Here is a 25,873-nt window from a genome sequence, read left to right on the forward strand (position 1 = left end):
CGCCGTACGCGTGACCGACAAGACATGGAGCCCCTCCCCGTGAATCTGCACACCCCTTCCCGAAGAGCAGTGCTCGGCACAGTCGGCGCCGCCGCCACGGTGATCGGCTGGAACGCCACCACCGGCAGCTGGGCCTGGGCCGCCGACCCGGATCGCCGACCCGGCGACCGCATCGTGTCCGTACCGCGGCTGGACGGCACACTCACCACGGATGCCGGCCAGTTCGGCTCCTACAGCCACGACTTCGGGCGGCTGGTCAACGGCACCGTGCCCTGGGCCGTCCTCACGCCGGGCTCGGTCCAGGACATCGCCGAAATGATCCGCTACGCGCGGTCCAACCGGCTGAAGCTGGCGGTCAACGGCCGCAGCGGCACCGGCGGCGACCTGGAGTCCCACTCCTGCTACGGCCAGGCCGCCGTGCCCGGCGGCATCGCGGTCAACGCCCGCGGGATGGCGCGCATCCTCTCCACCGGCGGCGACTCCATCACCGTGGAAGCGGGGGCGACCTGGGCGGAGATCACCGACCACCTGCTGCCCCGCGGCCGCACCCTGCCCGCCCTGCCGGACTACCTGCCGCTCTCGGTGGGCGGCACGATCAGTGTCGGGGGCATCGGCCTGACCATGGGCTCCGAAGGTCTCATCGCGGACACCGTGACCTCGATGACCGTGGTGACCGGCACCGGTGAGGTCGTCACCACCTCGAAGACCCGGCGTTCCGACCTGTTCCACACCGCGCTGGCCGGGGGCGGCCAGGTCGGCGTCATCGTCAGCGTGACACTGCGGACCGTGCCGGCCGCCGAGCGGGCCACCGTCTTCAGCCTGTTCTACGGCGACGTCACGGCCTTCATGGAGGACTCGGAGATCCTGCTCGCCGACCGCCGCTTCCAGATGCAGGGCGGCGAGATGGTCCGCAAGCCGGACGGCTCCGGCTGGCGCTACAAGATCGAGGCGGTCGCCACGTACTCCGGCGGTCGCGTCCCCGACCGGGCGAGACTGCTGTCGGGCCTGAAGGACCTGCGCGCCGAGGCACACATCGAGGACTACGCGCTGCGCGACTACCTCTTCCGGCTGGACGGCTACGAGGCCTTCCTCAAGGAGGGCGGGCACTGGTTCGAGGCCAAGCCGTGGCTGAGCCTCTTCCTGCCGCGCTACTCGGCCGCCCGTTTCCTGCGCCTGGTGGAGAGCCAGCTCACCACGGAGGGGCTGGGCGCCGGGGTGATGCTCACCTACCCGTACCCGACGTCCAAAATCACCGCGCCCATGGCGGTCCAGCCGAGGGACAGGACCGGGTACCTCTTCGACCTGCTGCGCTTCCCGAACCCGGGAACCAGCGACGCCGAGATCGCGCGGATGGTCAAGCAGAACCGCTGGCTGTACGACCGTGCCGTGGAGCTGGGCGCCAAACGCTACCTCGTCGGGGCGGTGCCGGACCTGACCGCCTCGGACTGGCGGCGCCACTTCGGCAGCAGCTACGGGGCGCTGTGCGACGCCAAGCGCAGGTTCGACCCCGGCAACGTCCTCACCCCCGGTCAGGGCTTCTTCGGCTGACCGAGCAGAGCCCGGGGCCGCTCCCGCGGGAGCGGCCCCTCCCATTCATCCCGCAGGAGGAGGAGCAGTGAAGAAGTACGAGCTCGTCGACGAGGCCTTGCTCGCCGCCGGTCCTGACGCCGTCTGGGAGGCCCTCCTGGGCGAACTCACGGGCGAGGCGCGATGGTGGGTGCCCGACAACACCTTCGAACCGGTGGACGGCGCCCCCGACCGGGTCGGCGCGCTGACCCGGATCACCGTCCACACCAAGGGCGTCGACAAGGGCGGCAAGAAGCTCCGGTTCACCGCGCGCACCACCCTCGTGCAACGGGCGGAGCGGCTGGCGTTGGAGTACGTGGACGGGGCGTTCCGCGGCACCGCGGAGTTCGGACTCACCCCGCTGGAGGACGGCGGCACCCGGCTCGCGATGTCCTTCCGCGCCAGCCCGCAGGGCCAACTCGCTCTCCTCGCCCACGTGGTGGACGTCGCGGCGATGCACACCCGCGCCACCCGTGCGGCGTTCGGCAGGCTCAACCAGCTGCTCGCCACCGCCCCGGCCGCCGCTCCGGCCGCCGCTCCGGCCGCCGGGGGGACACGGTGACGGCGCCCGCCGCCGGTGAGGTCTTCCTCGCCACCGAGGACGGCGGGCGGCTCGCGCTCTCCGTACTGCCCCCGCTGGAGCACGGCGGCGAGCAGCTGCCCGCGGTCGTGCTGACGCATGGCTGGGGTGGCAGCCGCCGGGTCTGGAGCCCGGTCACGGACCGGCTGCTGCGGCGTGGCTTCCCGGTCGTCGTCCACGATCTGCGCGGTCACGGTGGCTCGACCGCGGGCTCCTTCGGTATCAGCGCCGAGGCGATGACCGCCGACCTGGCGAGGGTCGTCGACTACGCCGGTGGTGCGCCGATCATCGTCGGCCACTCCGGGGGCGGGTTCGCGGCGCTGTCGTTGGCGGCCGCCTCCGGGCCGGGCGCCGGCCCGGTGGGGCTGGTGCTGGTCGCCTCGGCCGCGCACGGCCAGGACACGCCGGAGAAGGAAGCCTCGATGATGGAGGCCCCGCTGTTCTCCTGGGCGCTGCGGCGGCCCGCGCTCGGGCGGCTCCTGCTCGGCCGGATGACGGGTACGGCACTGGACCCACGACTCCGCGAGGTGAACCGCCAGGTGTTCGCCGGGACCCCGCCGCCGGTGCGCGCCGCCTGCTTCCGGTCGTCCCGGGGCATGGACCTACGGGCGGCACTGGCCTCCGTCCGGGTCCCGGCCGCCGTGCTGGCCGGAGAGAAGGACCAGGTCATCCGGCCCGAGCTGGGCCGGGAGCTGGCGTCGGCGCTGCCGGACGCCACGTTCACTCCCCTGCCCGGCGCCGGACACGTTCTGCCGCTGGAACGTCCGGACGAGGTGGTCGCGGCGGTCCTCCGAGTCAGCGGCGAGGCCACCGGACAGCCCGTGAGCGGCGGGGCCGTGAAGCGGGCGGGGTCCCGGTGACCGGTGCCGCAGACCGCCCGGGCTGCCTCGGGGCGCTCCGGGCGGATCTCCGGCCGTGATCGAACGGGTCGTCCCGGAAGGGGTCGCGGGGGCGGAGACGTTCGACGACGTGCTGCCCCGCCTGCCCGACCCCCGGGAGCTGGCGTTGCTGCGCGGACGGCCCGAGGCGGCCGTCCGCCGGTTCGCCGCCGCGCGATCCTGCGCCCACCACTGCCTGGACCAGCTCTCCGAGCCGTACGGCCCGTTGTTGCGCACGGTGGAAGGCGGCCCGGCATGGCCGTCCGGTGTCGTCGGGAGCATCACGCACTGTGCCGGCTACCGGGGTGCGGTGGCGGCGCGCACCGAGGTGTGGGCGGCGCTCGGCGTGGACGCCGAACAGGCCCTGCCTCTGCCTCCCGGCGTGCTGGACCTCGTGGCGACGGGGCCGGAACGGCGCGGAGTGGCGGAGCTGTCCCGTATCCATCCCGGCGTTCCTTGGGACCGGCTGCTGTTCAGCGCGAAGGAGTCGGTCTACAAGGCCTGGCATCCGGCAACGGGCCGCTGGATCGGGACCCGCGCCATCGAGGTGGCGTTCACCGCCGACGGCCTGTTCACGGCCTCGGTACGTCCGGAGCGCACGCAGCCGCCCCCGGCGCGCCGGCGCCCCCTCGTCGCGCGGGCGACCACCGCCTCAGGCGGCGTGCCGCCTCCGGCGAGAGGCGCGTACCCGTACACCGGCCGCTGGTATGTCGGGGACGGACTGCTGCTCACAGCCGTGGCCGTACCGGGCGCCGGGACTCGGAGTCCGGGGCCGCCCCGGCCGGCGGTGCGCCTCAGCGTCTGAGCAACACGGTCCGGCCGTCGGACCCGGTGGCCAGGGCCCCCTCCGACCGCTTGCCGCGACGGTACTCCTGCGGGCTGACGCCGCGTTCGCGTTTGAACGCGGCGCTCAGCGCGAACGGCCCCGAATAGCCGACCTGTTCGGCGATCTTGGCGACCGACAGATCCGGGTCGCGCAGCAGGTCGGAGGCGAGCGTGAGCCGCCACCCGGTCAGATAGGACATCGGCGGCTCGCCGACCAGCTCGGTGAAGTGACGTGCCAGCTTGGCCCGGGAGACCTCGACGGCGAAGGCGAGCGAGGCGACCGTCCACGGTTCGCTCGGCCGGTCGTGCAGCAGCATCAGCGCCCGGCCGACCACGGGGTCGCTCTGGGCGCGGAACCAGAGCGGCGCCCCCGTGCCGGGCTCGACCAGCCAGGAGCGCAGCACATTGATCAACAGCAGATCCAGCAGCCGGTCCAGGACCACTTCCTGGCCGACGTCCTCCTGGTCCATCTCGGCCGCCAGCATGCCGATCAGTGGCGTCCGGGCGGCCGACGCGGGCTGCACCAGCAGGGCGGGCAGGCTGGCCAGCAGCCGGCGGCCCACCTCGTTGGGCGCCTGGTAAGTGCCGCTCAGCATCACCGTGGAGCCGGAGCTGTGCGGCTCGCCCCAGGTCCGCACGCCCAGCGACATCGTCTCCGTGACGTCCTCGCCGTCGGCGGTGCTGCACCTCTGCTCGGGGGCGACCGTGACGCCGGGCGGCGTGGCCGGGTCGTCGACGAGGGTGTACGGCTCGGGGCCGCGCAGGACGGCGACATCCCCGGCGGCCAGCTTGACCGGTTCGCCGCCTTCGCGGAGCACCCACGCCGACCCGTGCAGCAGGGTGACGAGCGACAGCGGCGCGCGGTCCTCGACGCGCAAGCCCCACGGGGGGTTGAACACGGATTTGAGCAGAAATGCTCCCCGGGCCTTGGGACTTCCCAGCAGGCCGCTGAACGCATCCACCACAGTCACCTCGTACCGTTTCGCCATCGTGGTCCCGCGAGTCGGCCCGGCTCCGGCCGCCACCCCCGTGAAGAGCGCCGACCACCGCACGGACCGGTCCCGGGTCGGTCGCCCCGCCCGCGTCCTCCTGCCAACGGCCGGGAGCCGGCGGCGGTTCCCGGTTCTTCGCTCGGTACCGCCGCCATCACCGTGTCCGGGCGGCGACCCGCCGCCGGGCCGCGTCACCGAGGAGCGCGAGGGCCCCCAGGCAGGCGGCCGTACGGACGGCGTTGGCGGTCCGCCACGGCCGCTCGTAAGCGGTCCGGGCGGCCCGCACCGCTGCCGACGGCGCCACGGGGGCGTTCCGGAGCCGGCGGTTCAGCGGGAGGTTGGCGCCGATGGTCACCGCGATGCTGAGCCCGTAGAGCACCGCGGCGCCCCTGGCCCGCCGGGCGGCTTCGCCCTGCTCGGCGCGGCGGAGCCGACGGGCGGCGACACCGGTGGCCACGAACACCCCGAGGAAGAGGGCCCCGAAGGAGGCGCTGTCGTCGAGGGCGTCGTTGGCCCGGCGCATCGCGCTGACGAACCCCTCGTCATCGCGGCGCGCCAGCGCGGGCATCACGCCGACGTCGAAGGCGAGGTACAGCCCGGCCATCAGACCGGTGCCGACGGTCGCGGCGAGGAGGGCGGGTTCGGGACGGGAGGAGGCTGGGCTCATGGTGTCTCTCCGCTCGTTCGGTGGTACGGGCCGTCGGCTCCGGCGGACGCGGGGCCGGCTCAGGTGGGTTCCAGCAGTCCTGTCACGGAGCGGCGATAGCGCTTCAGGAGCAGCGTGCGGCCGATCAGCAGCACCGGTCCCGGCATCAGCCCGTCCGGCTCGGGGAGCCCGTCCAGCAGCCAGGGCGGCAGGATCCGCTTGACGCCGAAGGGTGCTGCGGCCAGGACCCGACGTTCCAGAGCGGTGAAGACGTCCGGCGGCACCCGGGCGAAGACCGGGAACGTCAGCTCTTCCTCCTCGTGCAGGTGCTGGTGGAGGACGGAGTCGAACGCGCCGGCGGGGCCGTCCAGCGCCTCGGCCCGGCCCGTCTCCAGGGCCCGGGTCACCCGGAGCATGGAGTCGTCGAGGGCCACGTGGTCCTGGACCATGAGGTGCGATCCGGCAGCGATCTCGGGCGCGTGCTCGATCAGGCCCGGCCAGAGGATCTCGTCCTCGGTACGATGGTGCCAGTCGACGATGGCGCGGAACTGCCGCCACCACTCCGCGACCGCGGGCACTCCGGCCGATGTCAACAGCGGCACCGCGGCAACCAGTCGGCGGGAGTCACGTCGCAGCGCGAGATGTGTCTGCGCGAATCCGCGGAGGTGGCGGGGCAGCGCGCCCACCCCTCTGCCCTCCCACGCCGGCCCGTCCATCGCGTCCCTCTTTTCTCCGGGCGTTCCGGCGCTGCGCTGCCGGACACCCGACTTGTCAGTATGTGGCGACACACGGTCGAGGGGTGGTCCGCCGACCGGCTCCCCGGTCGGCGGACCACCGCTGCTCGAAACAGGACCGGTCAGGCGTTCCAGGCCCCGCCGGCCGCCGCCTCCTTGGCGTAGTCCGCGAAGTCCTTGGGCTCCCGCCCGATCGCTTCGCGGACGCCGTGCACGATGCTGGCGTTGCGGCCGTCGACGATCAGCGTGAAGAGATCGGCGAACTCCTCCGGCTCGCCCAGCCCTCGGAGCGCCGCGCGGTAGTCGTCGCTGCTGACCGGGATGTAGGTGATGGTCCGGCCGGTGGCGGCCGACAACTCGCGCGCCACGTCGTGGAAGCTCAGCAGCCGCGGTCCGGACAGCTCGTACGTCTTGCCGATGTGGCGGTCGTCGGTGAGTGCGGCGACCGCGACGTCGGCGATGTCGTCGGCGTCCACGAAGGGCTCGACGGCGTCACCGGTCGGCAGCGCCAGCTCGCCGGAGAGGACCGGGTCGAGGAAGAAGCTCTCGCTGAAGTTCTGGTTGAACCAGTTGCAGCGGACGACGGTCCAGTCGCACCCCGACGCCTTGAGGGCGTCCTCGCTGGCGACCGCCCCTTCCTCGCCCCGGCCGGAGAGCAGCACGAGGCGCTTGACGCCCCGCTCCACCGCGACGGCGGCGAACCGTCCGATGGCCTCCTTGGCGCCGGGGAACGCCAGGTCCGGGTAGTACGTGACATAGGCCGCGGAGACTCCGGCGAGAGCGGCCTCCCAGGTGTTCTCGTCCTCCCAGACGAAGGGGGTCTCGCTGGAGCGCGAGCCGACGCGGGCCGGGCGGCCCAACGTCTCCAGTCGTTCCACGACGCGCCGCCCGGTCTTGCCGGTGCCGCCGATGACGAGGATGGGCGCTGTGTTCTGTCCGTGAGTGCTCATGACTTCATTAAAGTCTCCGCAACGCAGACGTTGAATAGCTCACAGACTCAATTTCATTCGCCATCGTCTCATGTCGACGGCGCTTCACGTAGGCATGGAGCCGGGTCCGCGGAACCGGGTCCACGGAACCGGGGCACCACCTCAGCCGGTGACGGCCATGGCGACCAGGACGAATGCGGCGGCGGCCAGCAGCGTGCGCAGGGCGTGCAGGGCGTTCCACCGGCCCTCGAACGCCGTACGGGCGCTCCGCTCGTCGCCCTGTCCCTTCGACGAGTCCAGGGCGTTGTTCAGCGGGACGTTGCCGCCCGACGTGACCAGGTGGCCCACCAGCGCACAGACCGCTGCGGCGCCTACCAAAGCCGTGCCACCGCCCGCCCGTCCGTCCGGCTCGACGAAGAACGAGGCCACGGGGAAGGCGAGCGACCCGAGGAAGAGAACGAGGAAGAGCGGACCGGGAACCTTCCGGTTCACCGTCCGCATGACCAGGGTGAACGACGCGTCGTCCACCTCCTTGAGCGCGGGCATGAGGCCCGACATGAAGGCGAGCATGTATCCGGCGTACAGACCGGTACAGGCGAGGGCGAGGATCTCCAGAACTTCCGGCATAGCGATCATCATCGTCTCCCGGAACGCCTCTTCGCAGGTCGTCTTTGAGACTCGCCGGGGGGGGGCGCTCGCGGCCGGTTCTCGGCTACCGGCGGAGCGCGCGCCCCGGTGCGCCCGCCGAACGGCGGGCCATCAAGGGGTCGCCGCCGAGACCACGTACACCACCGGACTGGCCGGATCGGTCATGTTGACCGTGATGTTCTGGGTCGGGCGCGGCTTCTTGTTGCTGTGCGTGGTGCCGGCCCACTCCTCGCCCGGGCCGAAGGACCAGCCGGTGATCTTGATGTCCCGGGGGCTGATGGTGATCGTGTCCGGCTCCAGCGCCGCGCGTCCGGTGCCCACCCCGCTCAGGAAGCGGTCGAGACCCGCGGAGGTCGTCCGGAACTTCGCGTACATCCGGCTGGCTTTCCAGTTGTTCGTCTCGTAGTACTGGACGCCCTGCCCGTTGCCGGGGATCGGGATCTCGAAGATCCGGCGCTGCATCTTGGAGGGCCAGCCCTCCCGGAGGCCCACGGCGGCCGCCTCGGCCTCCTTGTCCTGGCCCGAGCGGCGGCTCTGACCTGCCGAGATCAGCAGGTAGCCGGCCGGGATGCCGATCAGCAGCACGATGATCGTCGCGGTGATGAATCGCCGCTTGAACACATGCCGCCGGTCCTCTGGCGGCTTGCCCTCGCCGTCGCCCGGAGACTCCGACTGGTGCGGCACCACGGGGTGCTCGGCTGCGATCATGATCAGGTGGTCCTCAAGTGCTGCGGTGACGGCGTACTGAAGGGGGGACGCCGCAACGGGCGGCTGCGGTTCAGTCAGCGGTACGGGTGGCCCGCGTGTTGCGGAGGGTGCTCGCCGCCTGGTCGTAGATCTGGGCGTACCGCTCGTACCGCTCGACGCGCCGCCGGTTGGCCCGGCGGAATCGGCGGGCGACCAGCCGGGCCAGGTCCGCGGCGCCGACCATACCCGCCTCGGGGCCGAGCTGCGCCTTCGCGATCCGGGCCTCGGGGCGGTAGCCGCGGCCGGTGAGGTGACGCTTGAAGGCGTCCCTGGCGGGGTTGATCAGCAGGTCATCGGCGGCGCTGACGCCGCCTCCGATGACGAAGCAGGAGGGATCGAGCGCCGCGGCCAGATTGGCGATGCCGATGCCGAGCCACTGGCCGATGTCCTGGAGCAGCTCGATGCACATCGCGTCGCCCTCGCGGGCCAGTTGGGTGATGAGCGGGCCGGTGATGTCGGGGATGTTCCCCTTCACCCGGTCCAGCAGGTAGTGCGCCACCGGTGAGTCGGCCGCGGCCAGCTCCCGGGCCTCTCGGACCAGGGCGTTGCCGGAGCTGTACTGCTCCCAGCAGCCCCGGTTGCCGCAGGGGCAGCGGTGGCCCGAGGGCACGACCTGCATGTGGCCGAACTCACCGGCCACGCCGTACTTGCCGCGCTTGACCTGTCCGTCCTCCAGGATCGCGCCGCCGATGCCCGTACCGAGGGTGATCATGACGAGATGGTCCTCGCCGCGGCCCGCCCCGAAGCGCCATTCCGCCCAGGCGGCGGTGTTGGCGTCGTTGTCGACCATGACGGGGACGACGAGGCGGGACGCGATCGCGTCGCGCAGCGGCTCGTCGCGCCAGGCGAGGTGCGGGGCGAACAGCACCTTGGAGCGGTCGGCGTCCACCCAGCCCGCCGCGCCGATGCCCACCGCGTGGACGTCGTGGCGGTCGGAGAGGTCCAGGACCAGTTCGACGATGGTGTCCTCGACGACCTTGGGGCTCTTGGACTTGTCGGGCGTCTCGGTGCGGAGCTGTTCCAGGATGTTGCCGTCGGCGTCGACGACGCCCGCCATCACCTTGGTGCCGCCGATGTCGATCCCGACCGTGGGGACCCGGGGGGCGGTGAGATGCGAGCGGCGTTCCTTGGTGCCGACGGTCTTGAGGACGGTGGCGCGGGCGGAGCCGCGGTGTGCGAAGTCGCGGTACGTGCTCATCGTCCCTGCGGGGTCTGGGGGGCCGGGCCGCTGTCGCGGCCGGCGGCGGACGGCGCCCGCCGGGCTCGATTCTGCCACTGCCCGGCACCGGCGGGCCGGTGGGCGGGGTCGGCCGCGCCGGGGCGGTCGCCGCTCAGGGAGTCCCGCCCTTCGCGCCGTGGGCGCCCGGGAGGGTGGGGGCCGGGGTGCGTTCCAGCTCGTGGCTGAGCTCCTCCAGCTCGCTGCCGCCCGCCATCTGCCGGGTCAGCTCGTCCAGCGTGACGTCGTCCTTGGTGTGGCTGCCGGACATCGCGCCGCGCTTGAGGAGGACGAAGCGGTCTCCGACGAGGTGCGCGTGGTGCGGGTTGTGCGTGATGAGGACCACGCCGAGGCCGGCGTCGCGGGCGGCCGCCACGTACTTGAGGACCACGCCGGACTGCTTGACGCCGAGGGCCGCGGTCGGCTCGTCCAGGACCAGGACCTTCGCGCCGAAGTAGACGGCGCGGGCGATGGCCACGCACTGGCGCTCGCCGCCGGACAGGGTGCCGATGGGCTGGTCGACGTCGCGCAGGTCGATGCCCATGCGCAGCAGTTCGGTACGGGTGCTCTCCCGCATCTTCCGGACGTCGAGGCGCTTGAAGGGGCCGAAGCCGACGGTGGGCTCGGAGCCGAGGAAGAAGTTCCGCCAGACCGGCATCAGCGGGACGACGGCGAGGTCCTGGTAGACGGTGGCGATGCCCCGGTCCAGGGCGTCGCGCGGGTTGGCGAGGGTGGTCTCCTCCCCCTCGATCAGGAAGCGTCCGGCGTCGTGCCGGTGCAGCCCCGCGATGATCTTGATGAGGGTGGACTTGCCGGCGCCGTTGTCCCCGAGGACACAGGTGATCCGGCCCGCGTGGACCTCCAGCGAGACGTGCTCCAGGGCCTTGATGTTCCCGTAGAACTTGGACACGTCGTCCAGCTCGACCAGCGGTCCCGCGGTCGCTCCGGCGGGGTCTTCAGGGGTGGCCGTCATGCCGTCGCCTCCGCGCGCTTGCGCACCCACGCGTTGAGCAGGGTGGCCAGGAGCAGCATCGCTCCCAGGAAGAATTTGAACCAGTCCGGGTTCCACTCGGCGTACACGATGCCCTTGCTGGTCATGCCGAAGATGAAGGCGCCGACGGCCGAGCCGATCGCGGAGCCGTAGCCGCCGGTGATCAGGCAGCCGCCGATGACGGCGGCGATGATGTACGTCAGCTCGTTGCCGACGCCCTCGCCGGACTGGACGACGTCGTAGCTGAACAGCAGGTGCTGGCCGGAGACCCAGGCGGCGAAGGCGACGCCGAGGTAGAGCCCGATCTTGGTGCGGATGACGGGCACGCCGACCGCCCGGGCCGCGTCGGCCTCGCCGCCGACGGCGAAGATCCAGTTGCCGAAACGGGTACGGAGGAGGATCCAGGTGGCGACGCCGACGAGCGCCGCCCACCACAGGATCGTCACCTTGAACTCGACGCCGCCGAGGGTCAGCGTCGAGGCGAACAGCGCGCGGGCCGAGTCGAAGCCCTCCATGTCGCCGATGGCCTTGGTGGAGACGGTGCCGCTGATGAGCTTGGTGAAGCCGAGGTTCAGACCGGTCAGCATCAGGAACGTGCCGAGCGTGATGATGAAGCTCGGCAGTTTGGTGCGGGTCAGCATGAAGCCGTTGAACGCGCCGATGGCGAGCGTGACCAGCAGCGACACGAAGACGCCGACCCAGACGTTGGCCGTCATCTGGTAGCTGAACATCGAGGAGATCAGCGCGGAGCTGGTCACCATGACGCCGGCGGAGAGGTCGAACTCGCCGCCGATCATCAGCAGCGCGACCGGCGCGGCCATGATGCCGAGGACGGAGGCCGCGTACAGCACGGTGCCGAAGCTGGAGGCCTGGAGGAAGCTGTCGGCGACGATCGCGAAGAACAGGAAGACGGCCGCGGCGCCGACGACCGAGCCGAGTTCGGGGCGGCCGAGCAGCTTGCGCAGCGGTGAGGTGCGCACCAGCCGCTCGTCCAGTTGCTCCGGCTTCCGCGGTGCGGCGGTGGCGCCGCTCATCGCGTGCCCCGCTTGGTGAAGTCGGCCAGGGCGTCGGCGTCGTCCTTGGTGATGACCTGCGGGCCGGTCAGCACGGGGAGGCCGCCGCCGAGGACGTTGCGGTTGTAGCGGTAGAGCCAGAGCAGGTCGACGGCCTGGTAGCCCTGGAGGTAGGGCTGCTGGTCGACGGCGAAGCCGAGCTTGTCGCTCTGGAGGCCGGTGGCGACCTTGGCGTTGAGGTCGAAGGTGTCGATCTCGGCCTTGCTGCCCGCCGTCTGCTTGGCCTGGACGGCCGCGTCGGCGAAGGGGGCGCCGAGGGTGACGACCGCGTCGATGCTCTTGTCGGACTGGAGCTTGGCCTCGATGGACGACGTGACGTCGGGCATGTTGGTGCCGTCGACGTACAGGTTCTGCATCGTGCCGTCGAAGGTCTTCTTCGCCCCGGCGCAGCGCTGCTCGTGGCCCACGTTGCCCTGCTCGTGCAGGACGCAGAGGGCCTTCTTGCGGCCCCGGCTGTTCAGCTCGTCGCCGACGGCCTCTCCGGCGATCGACTCGTCCTGGCCGATGTGGGTGAGCGCGCCGAACTCCTTGGACTCCGCGGAGCCGGAGTTCACGGTGACGACCGGGATGCCGGCCTTGACGGCCTTGGCGACCACGGCCTTCATGGCGTCCGGCTTGGCCAGCGAGACGATCAGCCCGTCGACCTTCTTGTCGATCGCGGTCTGGACGAGCTGGGCCTGCTGGTTGGCCTCGTCGTTGTGCGAGTAGAGGAAGTTGATGTTGTCCTTGAGGGCCGCCTGCTCGGCGCCCTTCTGGACGATGTCCCAGAAGGTGTCGCCGTCGCCCGAGTGGGTGACCATGGCGAAGGTCCAGCGCGGTGTGTTCACCGCGGCCCGTCCCTCGGCCGCGGCGGCCGCGCGCTCCTCGGCGCGCTTGCCGCCGGTGCTGCTGCATCCCGTGAGGGAGGCGCCCAGCACCACTGCCAGCACGGCGCCCATCGCGCGTACCCCTGTCCGAACCCTTGCCACGACGCCGTGCCCTTCTACTGCTGCTCGCTGTGCTGCTTGACGGGGCCGGGGAGTGTACGGTCCCGGCCCGGCTGCCCAAGTATCCCCGAGCCCCGCCCCTCGGTGCCCGCACCCCCAGCCAGTCCGGCGTTCGAGGACGGACCCCTTGCGTGGGTGGGCCCGACGGACACGGAGCCTGGGGCACGGGGGCTGTCGAGCGCAACCCGTGTGCCCGCACCATTTCAGCCCGTCCGGCGTTTGAGGACGGAACCCTTGCGTGGGTGTGTCCGCGGGCACAGGGGCCCTGGGTAACGGTAGCCAGCGGGTGCGGCCTCGCCCACGTCGGCGGTTCCGTCCTCAATCGCCGGACGGGCTGAGTGGGGCCCCCACGGGCCCGGGAAGGCTCCGGGCGGGCTCAGGCGCGCACCAGGAGCTGGAACTCGAAGGCGTACCGCTCCGCCCGGTAGACGTGCGAGCCGAACTCGACGACCCGGCCGGTGTCGTCGTACGTCGTGCGCTCCATCGTCAGCAAGGGCGCCCCCACGGGCTCCGCCAGCGCCCGCGCCTGCCGGTCGTCCGCGGCGCGCGCGCCGACGGTCTGGCGGGCACTGTGCAGGGTGACGCCGGAAGCCCGCATCAGCCGGTAGAGGCCGGTGGCCTCCAGTTCCTCGGTGAGCAGGGGCAGCAGCCCGGGGGGCAGGTGGTTGCGCAGGAGGGCCATCGGTTCGCCGTGGGCGCTGCGCAGCCGTTCGACGAGGTGGACCTCGCTGCCCTCGGCGACGCCGAGCGCGGCGGCGACCTCGGCGGTGGCCGGTTCCGTGGTGTTGCGCAGGACGCTGGTGGCGGGGCGCTGGCCGGCCGCCTCCAGATCGTCGTAGAGCGAGCTGAGCTCCAGCGGGCGGCGGACCTTGCTGTGGACGACCTGGGTGCCGACTCCCCGGCGGCGGACCATCAGGCCCTTGTCGACGAGCGACTGGATGGCCTGGCGGACGGTCGGCCGGGACAGGCCGAGGCGGGCGGCGAGGTCGATCTCGTTCCCGAGCAGGGCGCCGGGGGCCAGCCGGCCCTGCTCCACGGCCGCCTCCAGCTGCTGTGCCAGCTGGAAGTAGAGCGGCACCGGGCTGGTGCGGTCCACGCTCAGCGGCAGCGGCCGGTCGGATCCATGTGCGGTCACGGGGCGAGCGTAGTTCGCTTGTCCGGACAAAGCCATGGCGTACCGGGGCGGGGAGCCGCCGATCGGTGCGGCCGCCATTTGTCAGGACAAACGCTTGACATGACGACCGGGCGAACGTCACCTTGGGGCCCATGCGCATCGGATTGATCGGAACGGGACGGATCGGCACATTCCATGCGGAGGTGCTGAGCCGTCACCCCGCCGTGGACGCCCTGCTGCTGGCGGACGCGGATCCGGAGCGGGCGGCCGGAGCCGCGGCGCGGACGGGGGCGACAGCGGTCTCGGTGGACGGCTTGTTCGCCGGGGAGGGCGCCGCCGGGGGCCCGCCCGACGCCGTGATGATCTGTTCGGCGACCTCGGCCCATGCCGGGCTCATCGCACGGGCCGCACACGCCGGGCTGCCCGTCTTCTGCGAGAAGCCGATCGCCCTGGACCTGCCGGGCACCCTCGCCGCGCTCGCGGAGGTAGAGGCGGCGGGCAGCGTGCTCCAGCTCGGCTTCATGCGCCGCTTCGACGCCGGGTACGGCGAGGCCAGGGCCGCCGTACGGGAGGGCAGGCTCGGCCGGCTGCACACCGTGCGCGCGGTCACCTCCGACCCGGCCCCGCCGCCCGCCGCCTACCTCCCGCTCTCGGGCGGGCTGTACCGCGACTGCCTGGTCCACGACTTCGACATCCTGCGCTGGGTGACCGGACGCGAGGTGAGCGAGGTGTACGCGACCGGCTCGGACTCCGGACCCGCGATGTTCCGGGAGGCCGGGGACGTGGACACGGCCGCCGCCCTGCTCACCCTCGACGACGGGACGCTCGCCACCGCCACCGCGACCCGGTGCAACGGTGCCGGGTACGACGTGCGGATGGAGCTGGCCGGCGAACTGGACCAGATCGCCGTCGGCCTGGACGACCGTACGCCGCTGACCTCGGCCGAGCCCGGCGGTCCCGGCGCACCGGCGAAGCCCTGGCCGGGGTTCCTGGAACGGTTCGCCCCGGCGTACGAGGCGGAACTGGACGCGTTCCTGCGGGTGGCCCGCGGCGAACTGGCCAATCCGTGCGACGGGCGGGAGGCCCTGCACGCCCTGCGGATCGCCGAGGCGTGCGAGGTCTCCCGCCGCGAACGGCGGCCGGTGGCGATGACGGAGATCCCCGGCGGCGGCTGAACCGGACCCCGGGCCGGCGGTCAGCCCCTCTTCCGGTCCTGTCCGGTCCTGTCCGGTCCTGTCAGCGTAGGCCGCCCCCGCCCTCCCTGTCCGTCCCGTCCGTCCCGTCCGTGTCGAGGAGTCCCGCGTCATGGACCAACAGCGCGATCTGGACACGGTTGTTCAGTTCGAGTTTGGCGAGAATCCGGGAGACGTGGGTCTTGACGGTCGCGACACTGAGGTAGAGGGAGCCCGCGATCTCCGCGTTGGAGCCGCCGCGTCCGACGGCGACGGCCACTTCCTTCTCCCGCTCGGCGAGTTGGTCGAAGCGCCTGCGTGCGCGGCCGGTGCGGCCGGCCCGGTCGTCGTGTCCGCCGCCCGCGGCGCGCGCCATCAACTGGCGGGTGACGGCGGGCGAGAGCACCGGGTCTCCGGCGGCGACCCGGCGGACCGAATCGACGATCCGGGCCGGCGGGGTGTCCTTCAGGACGAATCCGGCCGCCCCGGCCCGGATGGCCCGGAGCACCTGTTCGTCCGCGTGGAACGTGGTGAGGACGACGACTTCGGGCGCGCCCGGCCGGCGGCGCAGCCGTTCGGTAGCGGTGAGTCCGTCCATGACCGGCATCCGGATGTCCATCAGGACGACGTCCGGGTGCAGTCGTTCGACCAGTTCCTCGACCTCGTCGCCGTCCGCGCCCTCCCCCACGATGTCGATGCCCTCGTCGCCGCCGAGCATCAGGGTCAGTCCGGCCCGGACCAGCGGGTCGTCGTCGACGATCAGCAGCCGGACGGGCGGGGGCGCGGGTGACGCCGGGGGTGTCGGGGACGCCGGGGTGTTCATGACGGCCACCGTAGCCAGCCGGTGAGCGGGCCCCGTACGGCGGGCGTCGCGGCCCGGATCCTCCGGTCACACGTCACGGCCACGGCTCCCCGGGCCCGCGTCACGGGCCCAGCTCTCCGGGCACGCGTCACGGCCCCACCTCTCCGGGAACGCGTCACGGTCCTGGTCCTCCGGCGAGGCCCCGCACCGCCCCGGGGCCTCACGCGGCGGGCCACGGCAGCCGGGCCCGGACCACGAAGCCGCCGTCCTCCGTCGGGCCGTGCTCCAGCCCGCCGCCGGCGAGCGTGGCGCGTTCGGTGAGGCCGATGAGCCCCTGGCCCGATCCGGGGACCCGCTCGAAGGGCTCGGTGGGCGCGGGGTTCTCCACCTCGATGGTGAGCCCCTCGCCGGGGCCGCCCGCCACGGTGAGGGAGACCTCGGTGCCGGGCGCGTGCTTGCGGGCGTTGGTCAGGCACTCCTGGGCGATTCGGTAGACCGTGCGGCCGGTGGCGGCGGGGGCGTCCTGGGGTTCGGCGACCTCGTTGTCGACGGCGACCTTCATGCCCGCGAGCCGGGACTCGGCGATGAGGGCGTTCAGAGTGGCGAGGGTGGGCTGCGGCCGCTCGCCCTCGTCGGTGTCGCCGGGCCCGCGCAGGACGCCGATGATCTCGCGGAGGTCCTGGAGGGCTTCGTGGGCACTGTCCCGGATGACGCCCGCTGCCCGGCCGACCTCGGCGGCGGGGGCGCCGGGCCGGAATTCGAGGGCCCCGGCGTGCACGCTGAGCAGGGTCAGCCGGTGGGCCAGGACGTCGTGCATCTCGCGGGCGATGGCCTCCCGGGCCAGCCGCTGGGCCTGTTCGGCGCGCAGCGCCGCCTCGGCCTCGGCGCGGCGGGCCCGTTCGCGGAGCGAGAGGACGAGCTGGCGCCGGGAGCGTACGACCATGCCCCAGCTGAGGACCAGCAGGACGAGCAGGACCCCGAAGATGACCGAGACGAGGAAGGTCGTCGAGGGGTCGGGGCGCAGGAGGGGCTGCAGGGGAGCCACGATCAGCGCGCCCGCGCCGACGATCGCCACCGGCTTGAAGGGGCGGTGCACGGCCAGACTGAAAAGGGCCACCATCAGCGCCCCGGCGGCCACGGGTTCGACGACGCAGACGACGGTCAGCGCGGCGGCGAGCCCGACGGGCCAGCGTCGTCGGAGCCAGAGCGCGCAGCAGGCAGCCGCGCCGATCACCGAGTCGACGAGGACGAAGACGTCCGCCGTGGTGCTGTCGGCGTCGATCGCGGCGAGCGCCAGCAGTCCGAAGCCCGCGGCACCGAGGAAGACCGTGATGTCGACGGCCCAGTCCCGCACGGTGCGCCGCGCCCGGGGCCGGTCGCCGGGCAGCTCGGGATCGGCCATGGCCGAAGGGAGCAGCCAGCGGTACTCGGTGCGCGTCATATCGACAAAGTTACGCAGCCGGGCGGCCCGGAGGGGCCCTGCGTGGCGAGGGAGCGACCAAAGTCGCAGGACCGGCTACTTTCGGCGCGGCGGACGGGACCGGTGGCCGACGCGGCGGGTGCGGGGCGGGCAGGAGGCTCGGCCCATGAAGAAAATTGTCGAGACGATCGGGTTCCTCGTCTTCGCCCAGGGCGCCGGCGGGCTGCTGTACGAGTGGACGGGCTGGTTCCGGCTGTGGACGGTGGTGCGGCGGGTCGACTTCCTCAGCGACCGGGGGCTGTTCGTCAACATCGTGCTGATCGTGGCGGGGGTGGCCGTAATGATCGCTGCGGACTCGATCAAGTCCTGACACCGGCGATCACGTCTGATGGCGGGGGACAGATCCCGACGCCGGTGAGCAAGCCCTGACGGCGGTGAGCAAATCCTGACGCCGGTGAGCAAGCCCCGACTCCGGTGAGCAAGTCCTGACACCGGCGATCAGGACCGGTCCGCGCCGCGTCGGCCCCATGCGGTGCCCGCCAGGACGAGAACCGCCCCGGCGGCGCCGAGCAGCCCGAGCCGTTCGCCGCCGAGGCTGATGCCCACGGCGGCGGCCCACAGCGGTTCCGTACCGAGCAGCAGGCTGACCCGGGACGGCGAGGTGCGGCGCACGGACCACATCTGCACGAAGAACGCGAACAGCGTGCAGAACACCGAGAGGAAGACCAGGCCCGCCCACTCCCGGGCGCCGAAGTCCGCCGCCGCGCTCCACGGCGACGCGCCGGTACCCGGGACGGCTGCGAGCACGGCGAAGACGGCGACCGCGGCCCCGAGCTGGACGGTGGTGAGGGAGAGCGAGTCGGCGCCCTGGACCGCCTTCATCCTGGCCATCGCCAGGACGTGGACGGTCCGGGCGAGAGCGGCGAGAAGCATCAGGAGGTCGCCGCCCGAGGGGCTCGTGAGCCCGCCGCCCTGGGTCAGCAGGACCACTCCGGCGACGGAGAGCCCGGCCGCCGCGACGAATCCGGCCGACGGGCGCACCCGGGTCACGACGGCCTCGGCCAACGGCGTGAAGATCATGGTGAGGCTGATGATCAGCCCGGCGTTGGTAGCGGAGGTGTGCACCACCCCGTACGTCTCCAGCAGGAAGATCCCGCTCAGCACCAGGCCCAGCAGCCCGGCGCCGCGCCACTGCGCACCGGTCAGCGCCCGCAGCCTGCGCCATCCGGTCGCCACGAGCACCGGCAGCACGATCGCGAAGCGCAGGACGAGGACGGCGATGACCGTGTGGGCGGTGGTGATGCCCTTGGCCGCGAGGTAGCTGGCTCCCCAGACGGCGGCGACCGCCAGCACGGGCAGATCGGTGCCCCAGGCACGGCGCGGGGGTGCGAGGGTGGGCACGGCGACAGCGGACACCTGGATCTCCTGTGATCTCCACGGAACGTGTTGTGGAGACCTCACCGGCTCGCACGCGGAGCGATCACGCTATCCGCTGAGCTCCTGAAAAAGGAACACCTGTCTCAACGCTCGGATCGTCCCGGGGCATCACCCGTGGTCAGCGGCGGTCGAGCCGTTCGGCCGGGCGGCGGAGGGTCCTCCGGCCGCGCCACCGCTCCCTAGACTGACGCCTCGATAACTCTGAGGCACGGAGTGGTCACATGACGTCGTTGAGAGCGGACGGGCGGGTCGAGCGGGGGAACCAGACCCGGCAGTTGATCCTGGGGCGGGCGGTGCAGATCGCCTCGGTCGAAGGGCTGGAGGGTCTGTCGCTGGGGCGGCTGGCCACCGAGCTCGGGCTGAGCAAGAGCGGGGTGTTCGCCCTCTTCGGCTCGAAGGAGGGGCTCCAGCTGGCCACCGTGCGGGGGGCGGTGGCCATATACGTCGACCATGTGCTGCGCCCCACCCGGTCGGTTCCGCCGGGGCTCGGAAGGGTCTGGCGGCTGTGCGAGGCGTGGATCGCGTACTCCCGCGAGCGTGTGTTCCGGGGCGGTTGCTTCTTCTACGCAGCCACGGCCGAGTTCGACGCCCGTGGCGGCAGGGTGCACGACGCCCTGGCGTCCGCGCAGACCGGCTGGGTCACCTTCGTGGAGCAGACGATCGAGGAGGCCAGGTCCGCCGGGGAGCTGGCCGGGGACACCGACGTGTGCCAGCTGGCCTTCGAGGTGATCGCCCTGCTGGAGCTGGCCAACGCCGAGTCGGTGCTCCAGAACAACAACCTCGGCTACGCCAAGGCGGCGCGGGCCATCCTGATCCGGCTGCGGGCCGCGGCGACGGATCCCGCACTGCTGCCTTCGCGGTAGGCGCCCGGGCTGCCGGATCCTGTCGGCCGTGGGCGTCCGATACCCGCCGGTGCGCGGGCCCCGGCCCGCGTTTGCTGGGGGATGTCGTCGAAGCGACGGCGTCCCTCAGCAAAGGAACCGGCCATGTCCAGCACCCTGCCCACCACCGCCCCCGCCACCGTCACCACCGGCCTCCCTGCCCGGGCCGCCCTGGTCACCGGGGGCAGCCGGGGCATCGGCGCCGCGATCGCGCTGCGGCTCGCCCAGGACGGCGCGGACGTCGCCGTCACCTATGTCCAGGACGAGGAAGCGGCCCTCGCGGTCGTCGCGAAGATCGAGGGCTTCGGCCGCCGGGGCGTCGCCCTGCGCTGCGACGCGGCGGACGCCGACGCGGCCGCCGACGCCGTGCACCGGGCGGCGGACGCGCTCGGCCGGCTCGACATCCTGGTCAACAACGCCGGCATCGGCGTCCTCGGCCCGATCTCCGCGCTCGCCGGGCCGGAGGTGGACCGGACGCTGGCGGTGAACGTGCGGGCCGTCTTCCTCGCCTGCCGGGCGGCGGCGGAGCGGCTGGCCGACGGTGGCCGCATCGTCTCCGTGGGCTCCGCCCTGAGCCGGTACGCGGGCGGGCCCGGCTCCACCCTCTACGGGCTCAGCAAGTCCGCCCTGGTCGGGCTGACCAAGCCGCTGGCCCGGGAGCTCGGGCCGCGCGGCATCACGGTGAACCTGATCCAGCCCGGGCCGGTGGACACCGATCTCAACCCGGCCGACGGGCCGTTCGCCGAGGGCCAGCGCGCGGCGACCGCCCTGGGCCGCTTCGGCACGACGGAGGAGATCGCCTCGCTCGTCGCGTACCTCGTGAGCGCGGACGCGGGGTTCATCACGGGCACGGAGCTCGTCGTGGACGGCGGCCACGCGGCCTGAGCGGCCCCCGGGCCTGAGCTGCCCCACCGTCGGGCGTGCACGCCTCCTGTCCGCCGACCGGCGCGCTCGCCCAGTGTTCTCCGGGCCGCTCCCCCGGGCGCTCTCCGGAGCACTCCCCCCGTCGGCCCCGTCCGGCTGCCCCCGTCCCGGCCACGCCCCTACGCTGGCCGGGACGGGGGCAGCGACGGGAAGGACGGGATCAGCACATGTCCGGCACACCGGTTCAGGCGCTCAATGACGGCACGCGACTCCCCGCGGTGGGGCTCGGCACCTACCCGCTGGACGACGCGGCGGCCGAGGAGGCCGTCGCCGGGGCCCTGGAGCTCGGCTACCGGCTGGTCGACACGGCCCTCAACTACGGCAACGAGACCGGCACCGGCCGGGGCATCGCCCGTAGTGGCGTCCCCCGCGAGGAGGTCCGCCTCACCACGAAGGTGCCCGGCCGGCACCACGGGTACGAGGAGACGCTCGCCTCGTTCGAGGAGTCGCGGGCCCGCCTGGGCGTCGAGTACGTGGACCTCTATCTGATCCACTGGCCGCTCCCCCGCCTCGACAAGTACGTGGACACCTGGAAGGCCATGATCCGGCTCCGCGAGGACGGTCTCGTCCGCTCGATCGGCGTCTCCAACTTCACCGCCGCGCAGCTGGAGCGGCTGGAGCGGGAGACGGGCGTGCTGCCCTCGGTGAACCAGATCGAGATGCACCCGCTGCTGCCGCAGGAGGAGCTGCGTGCCGTGCACGCGGCCAAGGGCGTCGTCACGGAGAGCTGGAGCCCGCTGGCCCGGGGCCGCGAGGTGCTGGAGGATCCCTCGACCGTGGCGATCGCCGAGGACCACGGGGTGAGTCCCGGGCAGGTGGTGCTGCGCTGGCACACCCAGCTGGGCGCGGTCCCCATCCCGAAGTCGGCGGACCCGGGCCGGCAACGCGAGAACCTCGATCTGTTCGGGTTCGAGCTGACGGCGCAGGAGCTGACGTCGATCGCGTCCGGGCGGCAGCGGCGGTTCGGCGGCGACCCGGAGTCCCACGAGGAGTTCTAGGGTGCCGGTGCCGGTCAGCGGTTGCGCGGGGTGACCTCCGCCATCCGGGACCAGCCGGCGCCCTCCACCTCGACGTTGATGATCTCGGGGACCTCGGCCACCAGCTCCGACATCGTCGCGATCGCCGCCTTGAAGTGGTCCGAGTTCACGTGCGCCTCGCCCGCGGCCGCGTCGGCGAAGGCCTCCAGCAGGACGAACTCGTTGGGGTTCTCCACACTGTGCGACCAGTCGAAGAAGAGGTTGCCGGGCTCGCGGCGGGTGGCGACGGTGAAGCCGTCCAGCCGGCTGAGCCACTCCTCGGGGTCGAGGGCGGTGAACTTGACGGCGATGAAGATCATGGGGACTCCTGGTAGGGGCGTCGGAAAGTGCGGTTCGCCCGGCCCGCAGGGCCCGCTCACCGCACCTCGACCAGGGTGACACACCCTCACGTAACGGGACCGGCCGGGCACACCGCGGTCCCCCTGCGACCGCGGTGCGCCAGGTGCCGGCCGCGTTCGGGGATCAGCCGCCCAGCTCCCGGTGACGGGCAGCCAGGGCCCCGGCGCCCTCGTCGGTGAGCGATCCGAACAGCCGGAGCCGGGAGATGCCGCCGTCCGGGTAGATGTCGATCCGTACGTGCGTGGCGCGGACGGTTCCGTCCAGGACGAAGCGGTGGTTGGTGTCGGGCTGGAGCCGGGTCCGGGGAAGGACCTCCGTCCAGTCGCCGTCCGCTCCGTCCCGTACCGAGAGGCTCGCCCAGCCCGCGGAGTTGCCCTTGAGGTAGGCGGTGTCGATCTCGACGGCCCGGATACCGGACTGTGCGGCGAGACGGTAGCTGATCCAGTCGTTGCCCTGGTCGCGCCGGCGGCGGGTCTCCCAGCCGTCGTCCATCTTCCGCGAGCGGCCCGGCTGGATGGTATTGGTGGCCGGGGAGTAGAAGCGGTCGGAGGCGTCCTCGACCTGGCCGCCGTTCTCCAGGGCCGCGAGGTCGAACGTACCGAGCGCGCCGAGCCAGGCGGGGTCGGGGGCGACCTCTCCGTACACCCGCAGGCGGGCGATCCCGCCGTCCGGGTGCTGGTTGACCCGCAGGTGGGTGAAGCGCTGCTCGGCGTCGACGGCGAACCCGTTGGCCGCGTGGCCGCCGACCGCCGTACGGGGGACGAGCGTCGTCCACTTCACGTCGGGGGCGAGGAGGTCCTCGGGGGACGGGGAGCCGGGCAGTGCGACCGCCTCGACGGAGACCGCCTGCGGGTAGTTGCCGCGGAAGTGGGCGGTGTCCAGGACGATGCCCCGGATGACGCCGGGCGCGCCGAGCCGGACGAGGGCCCAGTCGTGGTCGTCGGCGGTGGGGTGCGGTTCGGTGGCGCTGACACCGCGTCGGCGGCGGGTCTCCCAGCCGTCCATGATCTTGCCCTTGTGCCCGAAGTGCTCCGGGTCGAAGACGGCGGGCCCGGGCTCGAGGAGGTTCTCGCGCTCGGCGAAGAACTCGTCGTTGGCGGCGATGACCCCCGCCCCGAGACGGCGGTCGGCCAGGTCGACGAGGTGGGTGAAGGGGAAGTCGGCGGTGCGGTGGTCGGCGTACGGGTCGCCGCCCGCGTAGGGGCTTGCGTCGCCGGTGAAGCGCGGTATCGCGGCGTCCGTCATGGTCAGGGGTTCCTTTCGGGCACGGTCAGTGGCGCGTTCGAGAAGCGGACCGGTGAACTGGGCGAGCGGTCCCGTACGGGGAGCGGACCGGCGGGCCCGGTCGACGGTCCCGTACGGGGAGCGGACCGGCGGGCCCGGTCGACGGTCCCGTACGGGAAGCGGACCGGCGGGCCCGGTCAGTGGTCGCGTTCGAGGAGGCGGCCGGCCGGCTCGGCGAGGACGCCGTCGGAGGCGATGCGGGCACCGCGCAGCCAGCTGGAGCGGACGACGCCGTGCAGGGTCTTCCCGGCGTAGGCGGTGACCTGGTTGCGGTGGAAGAGCTCGGCGGGGTCGACGGTGAAGGTCGCGTCGGGGGCGAGGACCGCGAAGTCGGCGTCGCGTCCGGCCTCGATGGCGCCCTTGCGGGTCAGCCCGGCCAGCGCGGCGGGGGCGGCGGACATCCAGCGGGCGACGTCGTCGAGGGTGTGGCCGCGCTTGCGGGCCTCGGTCCAGATGGCGGGCAGGCCGAGCTGGAGGGAGGAGATCCCGCCCCAGGCGGAGGCGAAGTCCGGGGTCTTCAGGTCGGTGGTGCACGGCGAGTGGTCGCTGACGATGCAGTCGATGGTGCCGTCGGCGAGCCCGGCCCAGAGCGCGTCCTGGTTGGCGGCCTCGCGGATCGGCGGGCAGCACTTGAACTCCGTCGCCCCGTCGGGAACTTCCTCGGCGGTGAGGGTGAGGAAGTGCGGGCAGGACTCGACGGTGACACGGACGCCCTCGCGCTTCGCGGCGGCGATCAGCGGCAGGGCGTCGCTGGAGGAGAGGTGCAGGACGTGGACGCGGGCGTTCAGCCGCTTGGCGTGGGCGATGAGCCCCTCGATCGCGGTGTTCTCGGCGTCGCGGGGCCGGGAGGCGAGGAAGTCCGCGTAGGCGGGTCCGGGGCGCTGTGGGGCCTCGGCCAGGTGGTGCGGGTCCTCGGCGTGCACGATGAGCAGCCCGCCGAATCCGGCGATCTCCGCCATGGAGCGGGCCAGCTGCTCCTGGTCCAGCTCCGGGAACTCCTCGACGCCGGAGGGCGACAGGAAGCACTTGAAGCCGAAGACCCCGGCCTCGTACAGCGGGCGCAGGTCCTTGACGTTGGACGGGATCGCCCCACCCCAGAAGCCGGTGTCGACGTGCGCCTTGGGGGCCGCGACCTGCTGCTTGATCCGCAGGTGCTCGACGGTGGTGGTCGGCGGGAGGGAGTTGAGGGGCATGTCCAGGAGCGTGGTGATCCCGCCCGCGGCGGCCGCGCGGGTGGCGGTGTAGAAGCCTTCCCACGCGGTACGGCCGGGGTCGTTCACATGGACGTGGGTGTCGACCAGGCCCGGCAGCAGGACGTCGTCGCCGAAGTCCTCCAGGCGGACGCCCGCGGGCGTCCCGGTGTCGTACGGCAGGACCGCGTCGATCGTCCCGCCCGCGACGGCGACCGCCGCCGGGCGGGTCCCCTCGGGGGTCACGACGCGCGTCGAGCGCAGTATCAGGTTCACGTCCGGACCGGACACCTGTGCTCCTTCACTCCAGCAATGATCACAACAGGAATTCAACGAACTGTTGAAGCTTTCGATGGAGTCTTCACTCGGGAATCGCCCTCGTCAAGACCCCACCTTCCGCCACGGGGGCCGACCGGTCCACCTCCGCCGCCCGACTGGAGGTTTCCACAAAGTAAAAGTCATATTTCGGACTGCGGAACGTAGCATGGGCCAGGAGGGCGGCTCCGAGCCGCCCGCAACGACCGTCGGCACCCGGACAAAACAGCCCCTGACCGGCATGGACGCCGACCGGGGAGCTGTGGGCCGATCGGGAACCGCCCGGTAGGCTGCTGCCTTGCCTTCCGCTTCGAAAGGACCGTTGACGTGCCGCCGTCCCACGCCAGCACAGCCGACTCCAAGCCCTCCGGTTCCAGCGGTGGGGTGCAGTCCCTCGAGCGCGCCTTCGATCTGCTGGAGCGGATGGCCGACGCCGGGGGCGAGGTCGGGCTGAGCGAGCTCTCCGCGAGCAGCGGTCTGCCCCTGCCGACCATCCACCGGCTGATGCGCACCCTGGTCGGCTGCGGGTACGTGCGCCAGCAGCCCAACCGCCGCTACGCGCTGGGCCCCCGGCTGATCCGGCTCGGTGAGTCCGCCTCCCGGCTGCTGGGCACCTGGGCCCGCCCCTACCTCAGCCGCCTGGTGGAGGAGACCGGCGAGACGGCGAACATGGCGCTGCTGGACGGGGACGAGATCGTGTACGTCGCCCAGGTGCCGTCCAAGCACTCCATGCGGATGTTCACCGAGGTCGGCCGCCGGGTGCTGCCGCACTCCACCGGCGTGGGCAAGGCGCTCCTCGCGCACACCCCCGCCGACGAGGTCCGCGCTCTTCTGGCCCGTACCGGCATGCCGGCCGCCACGGAGAAGACGATCACCACCCCGGAGGGCTTCCTCGACGCCCTGGAGCTGGTGCGCCGCGCCGGGTACGCGGTGGACGACAACGAGCAGGAGATCGGGGTGCGGTGCCTCGCGGTCTCCGTGCCGAACTCCCCCACCTCGGCCGCGATCTCCATCTCGGGACCGGCGGGGCGGGTGACGGAGGCGGCGACGGAGCGGATCGTGCCGATCCTCCAGCAGGTCGCCGGAGAGCTGTCCGACGCGCTGGCGAGCAACGGCACGAACGGCGGCTGAGAACGAGGAGCGGCGG

General features: G+C 72.5%; 27 protein-coding genes. 10 read left to right on the forward strand and 17 right to left on the reverse strand.

What is annotated here, in order from left to right:
• Positions 1-39: 39 nt before the first annotated feature.
• The 4 genes from N7925_RS05360 (at position 40) to N7925_RS05375 (ending at position 3,829) form a co-directional block, all read left to right on the forward strand.
• Positions 40-1,548 (forward strand): FAD-binding protein, encoded by a 1,509-nt coding sequence (locus N7925_RS05360; RefSeq protein WP_274343203.1) that lies wholly within the window; start codon positions 40-42, stop codon positions 1,546-1,548.
• A 67-nt stretch (positions 1,549-1,615) separates the two neighbouring features.
• The gene (locus tag N7925_RS05365; RefSeq protein WP_274343204.1) at positions 1,616-2,128 is read left to right on the forward strand and encodes an SRPBCC family protein; all 513 of its coding nucleotides are present in this window, start codon (positions 1,616-1,618) and stop codon (positions 2,126-2,128) included.
• Positions 2,125-3,006, forward strand: a complete 882-nt coding sequence (locus tag N7925_RS05370; RefSeq protein WP_274343205.1) for an alpha/beta fold hydrolase — start codon at positions 2,125-2,127, stop codon at positions 3,004-3,006. The genes N7925_RS05365 and N7925_RS05370 overlap by 4 nt, the downstream gene beginning before the upstream one ends.
• Positions 3,007-3,061: 55 nt before the next feature.
• Positions 3,062-3,829 (forward strand): 4'-phosphopantetheinyl transferase family protein, encoded by a 768-nt coding sequence (locus tag N7925_RS05375; protein WP_274343206.1) that lies wholly within the window; start codon positions 3,062-3,064, stop codon positions 3,827-3,829.
• Here the strand turns inward: N7925_RS05375 and N7925_RS05380 are convergent.
• The 11 genes from N7925_RS05380 to N7925_RS05430 all read right to left on the reverse strand — a co-directional run bounded on the left by N7925_RS05380 (position 3,819) and on the right by N7925_RS05430 (position 13,946).
• Positions 3,819-4,811: an AraC family transcriptional regulator gene (locus N7925_RS05380; protein ID WP_265598352.1), complete on the reverse strand. Its 993-nt coding sequence runs from the start codon at positions 4,809-4,811 to the stop codon at positions 3,819-3,821. The two genes, N7925_RS05375 and N7925_RS05380, sit on opposite strands and share 11 nt — an antisense overlap.
• A 184-nt stretch (positions 4,812-4,995) precedes the next feature.
• The gene (locus N7925_RS05385) at positions 4,996-5,508 is read right to left on the reverse strand and encodes an anthrone oxygenase family protein (protein ID WP_274343207.1); all 513 of its coding nucleotides are present in this window, start codon (positions 5,506-5,508) and stop codon (positions 4,996-4,998) included.
• Positions 5,509-5,567: 59 nt separating this feature from the next.
• On the reverse strand, positions 5,568-6,203 hold the full coding sequence (locus tag N7925_RS05390; protein WP_265598354.1) for a hemerythrin domain-containing protein: 636 nt from the start codon (positions 6,201-6,203) through the stop codon (positions 5,568-5,570).
• 140 nt (positions 6,204-6,343) lie between these two features.
• Positions 6,344-7,171: an NAD(P)H-binding protein gene (locus N7925_RS05395; protein ID WP_265598355.1), complete on the reverse strand. Its 828-nt coding sequence runs from the start codon at positions 7,169-7,171 to the stop codon at positions 6,344-6,346.
• 141 nt (positions 7,172-7,312) lie between these two features.
• On the reverse strand, positions 7,313-7,777 hold the full coding sequence (locus N7925_RS05400) for an anthrone oxygenase family protein (protein WP_274343208.1): 465 nt from the start codon (positions 7,775-7,777) through the stop codon (positions 7,313-7,315).
• Between the two features lie 132 nt (positions 7,778-7,909).
• On the reverse strand, positions 7,910-8,506 hold the full coding sequence (locus N7925_RS05405) for a hypothetical protein (RefSeq protein WP_265598357.1): 597 nt from the start codon (positions 8,504-8,506) through the stop codon (positions 7,910-7,912).
• Positions 8,507-8,576: 70 nt separating this feature from the next.
• Positions 8,577-9,743 carry an ROK family glucokinase gene (locus tag N7925_RS05410; RefSeq protein WP_265598358.1) on the reverse strand — a complete coding sequence of 389 codons (1,167 nt, stop codon included), beginning with the start codon at positions 9,741-9,743 and terminating at the stop codon, positions 8,577-8,579.
• Positions 9,744-9,876: 133 nt separating this feature from the next.
• Positions 9,877-10,734 (reverse strand): ATP-binding cassette domain-containing protein, encoded by an 858-nt coding sequence (locus tag N7925_RS05415; RefSeq protein WP_274343209.1) that lies wholly within the window; start codon positions 10,732-10,734, stop codon positions 9,877-9,879.
• On the reverse strand, positions 10,731-11,786 hold the full coding sequence (locus tag N7925_RS05420; RefSeq protein ID WP_265598360.1) for an ABC transporter permease: 1,056 nt from the start codon (positions 11,784-11,786) through the stop codon (positions 10,731-10,733). Before N7925_RS05420 ends, N7925_RS05415 begins: the two co-directional genes overlap by 4 nt.
• Entirely contained in the window at positions 11,783-12,793 is a 1,011-nt protein-coding gene (locus tag N7925_RS05425) for a sugar ABC transporter substrate-binding protein (protein ID WP_443032118.1), read from the reverse strand. The genes N7925_RS05420 and N7925_RS05425 overlap by 4 nt, the downstream gene beginning before the upstream one ends.
• A 394-nt stretch (positions 12,794-13,187) precedes the next feature.
• On the reverse strand, positions 13,188-13,946 hold the full coding sequence (locus N7925_RS05430; RefSeq protein ID WP_265598362.1) for a GntR family transcriptional regulator: 759 nt from the start codon (positions 13,944-13,946) through the stop codon (positions 13,188-13,190).
• A gap of 131 nt (positions 13,947-14,077) precedes the next feature.
• Between N7925_RS05430 and N7925_RS05435 the strand changes: the two genes are divergently transcribed.
• Positions 14,078-15,100 (forward strand): Gfo/Idh/MocA family protein, encoded by a 1,023-nt coding sequence (locus tag N7925_RS05435; RefSeq protein ID WP_274343211.1) that lies wholly within the window; start codon positions 14,078-14,080, stop codon positions 15,098-15,100.
• Between the two features lie 61 nt (positions 15,101-15,161).
• Here N7925_RS05435 and N7925_RS05440 read toward each other — a convergent pair whose 3' ends face one another.
• Together N7925_RS05440 and N7925_RS05445 are read right to left on the reverse strand one after the other, a co-directional pair.
• Positions 15,162-15,920, reverse strand: a complete 759-nt coding sequence (locus N7925_RS05440) for a response regulator transcription factor (protein ID WP_274343212.1) — start codon at positions 15,918-15,920, stop codon at positions 15,162-15,164.
• 199 nt (positions 15,921-16,119) lie between these two features.
• Entirely contained in the window at positions 16,120-17,340 is a 1,221-nt protein-coding gene (locus tag N7925_RS05445; RefSeq protein WP_274343213.1) for a sensor histidine kinase, read from the reverse strand.
• A gap of 145 nt (positions 17,341-17,485) precedes the next feature.
• Between N7925_RS05445 and N7925_RS05450 the strand changes: the two genes are divergently transcribed.
• Positions 17,486-17,689, forward strand: a complete 204-nt coding sequence (locus N7925_RS05450; RefSeq protein WP_274343214.1) for a hypothetical protein — start codon at positions 17,486-17,488, stop codon at positions 17,687-17,689.
• A 128-nt stretch (positions 17,690-17,817) separates the two neighbouring features.
• Here the strand turns inward: N7925_RS05450 and N7925_RS05455 are convergent, their stop codons facing one another.
• Positions 17,818-18,735, reverse strand: a complete 918-nt coding sequence (locus N7925_RS05455) for a DMT family transporter (RefSeq protein WP_274343215.1) — start codon at positions 18,733-18,735, stop codon at positions 17,818-17,820.
• Positions 18,736-18,977: 242 nt separating this feature from the next.
• Here N7925_RS05455 and N7925_RS05460 point away from each other — a divergent pair, with 242 nt between their 5' ends.
• The 3 genes from N7925_RS05460 (at position 18,978) to N7925_RS05470 (ending at position 21,559) form a co-directional block, all read left to right on the forward strand.
• Entirely contained in the window at positions 18,978-19,619 is a 642-nt protein-coding gene (locus N7925_RS05460) for a TetR/AcrR family transcriptional regulator (RefSeq protein ID WP_265598368.1), read from the forward strand.
• A gap of 123 nt (positions 19,620-19,742) precedes the next feature.
• A complete protein-coding gene (locus N7925_RS05465) occupies positions 19,743-20,522 on the forward strand; it encodes an SDR family NAD(P)-dependent oxidoreductase (protein WP_274343216.1) in 780 nt (259 codons plus the stop codon).
• A gap of 206 nt (positions 20,523-20,728) precedes the next feature.
• Positions 20,729-21,559 carry an aldo/keto reductase gene (locus N7925_RS05470; protein ID WP_265598370.1) on the forward strand — a complete coding sequence of 277 codons (831 nt, stop codon included), beginning with the start codon at positions 20,729-20,731 and terminating at the stop codon, positions 21,557-21,559.
• Positions 21,560-21,573: 14 nt separating this feature from the next.
• Here the strand turns inward: N7925_RS05470 and N7925_RS05475 are convergent, their stop codons facing one another.
• From N7925_RS05475 to allB, 3 genes are all read right to left on the reverse strand, one after another.
• The gene (locus tag N7925_RS05475; protein ID WP_265598371.1) at positions 21,574-21,897 is read right to left on the reverse strand and encodes a putative quinol monooxygenase; all 324 of its coding nucleotides are present in this window, start codon (positions 21,895-21,897) and stop codon (positions 21,574-21,576) included.
• 163 nt (positions 21,898-22,060) lie between these two features.
• Entirely contained in the window at positions 22,061-23,182 is a 1,122-nt protein-coding gene (alc, locus tag N7925_RS05480) for an allantoicase (RefSeq protein WP_274343217.1), read from the reverse strand.
• Between the two features lie 176 nt (positions 23,183-23,358).
• Positions 23,359-24,702, reverse strand: a complete 1,344-nt coding sequence (gene allB / locus N7925_RS05485) for an allantoinase AllB (protein WP_274343218.1) — start codon at positions 24,700-24,702, stop codon at positions 23,359-23,361.
• A gap of 351 nt (positions 24,703-25,053) precedes the next feature.
• On the opposite strand from allB, the gene N7925_RS05490 reads away from it, so the two are divergent.
• A complete protein-coding gene (locus tag N7925_RS05490; RefSeq protein WP_215109962.1) occupies positions 25,054-25,857 on the forward strand; it encodes an IclR family transcriptional regulator in 804 nt (267 codons plus the stop codon).
• The last annotated feature ends 16 nt before the right edge of the window (positions 25,858-25,873 follow it).

It is taken from the genome of Streptomyces sp. CA-278952 (assembly GCF_028747205.1).
Classification (GTDB): Bacteria; Actinomycetota; Actinomycetes; order Streptomycetales; family Streptomycetaceae; genus Streptomyces.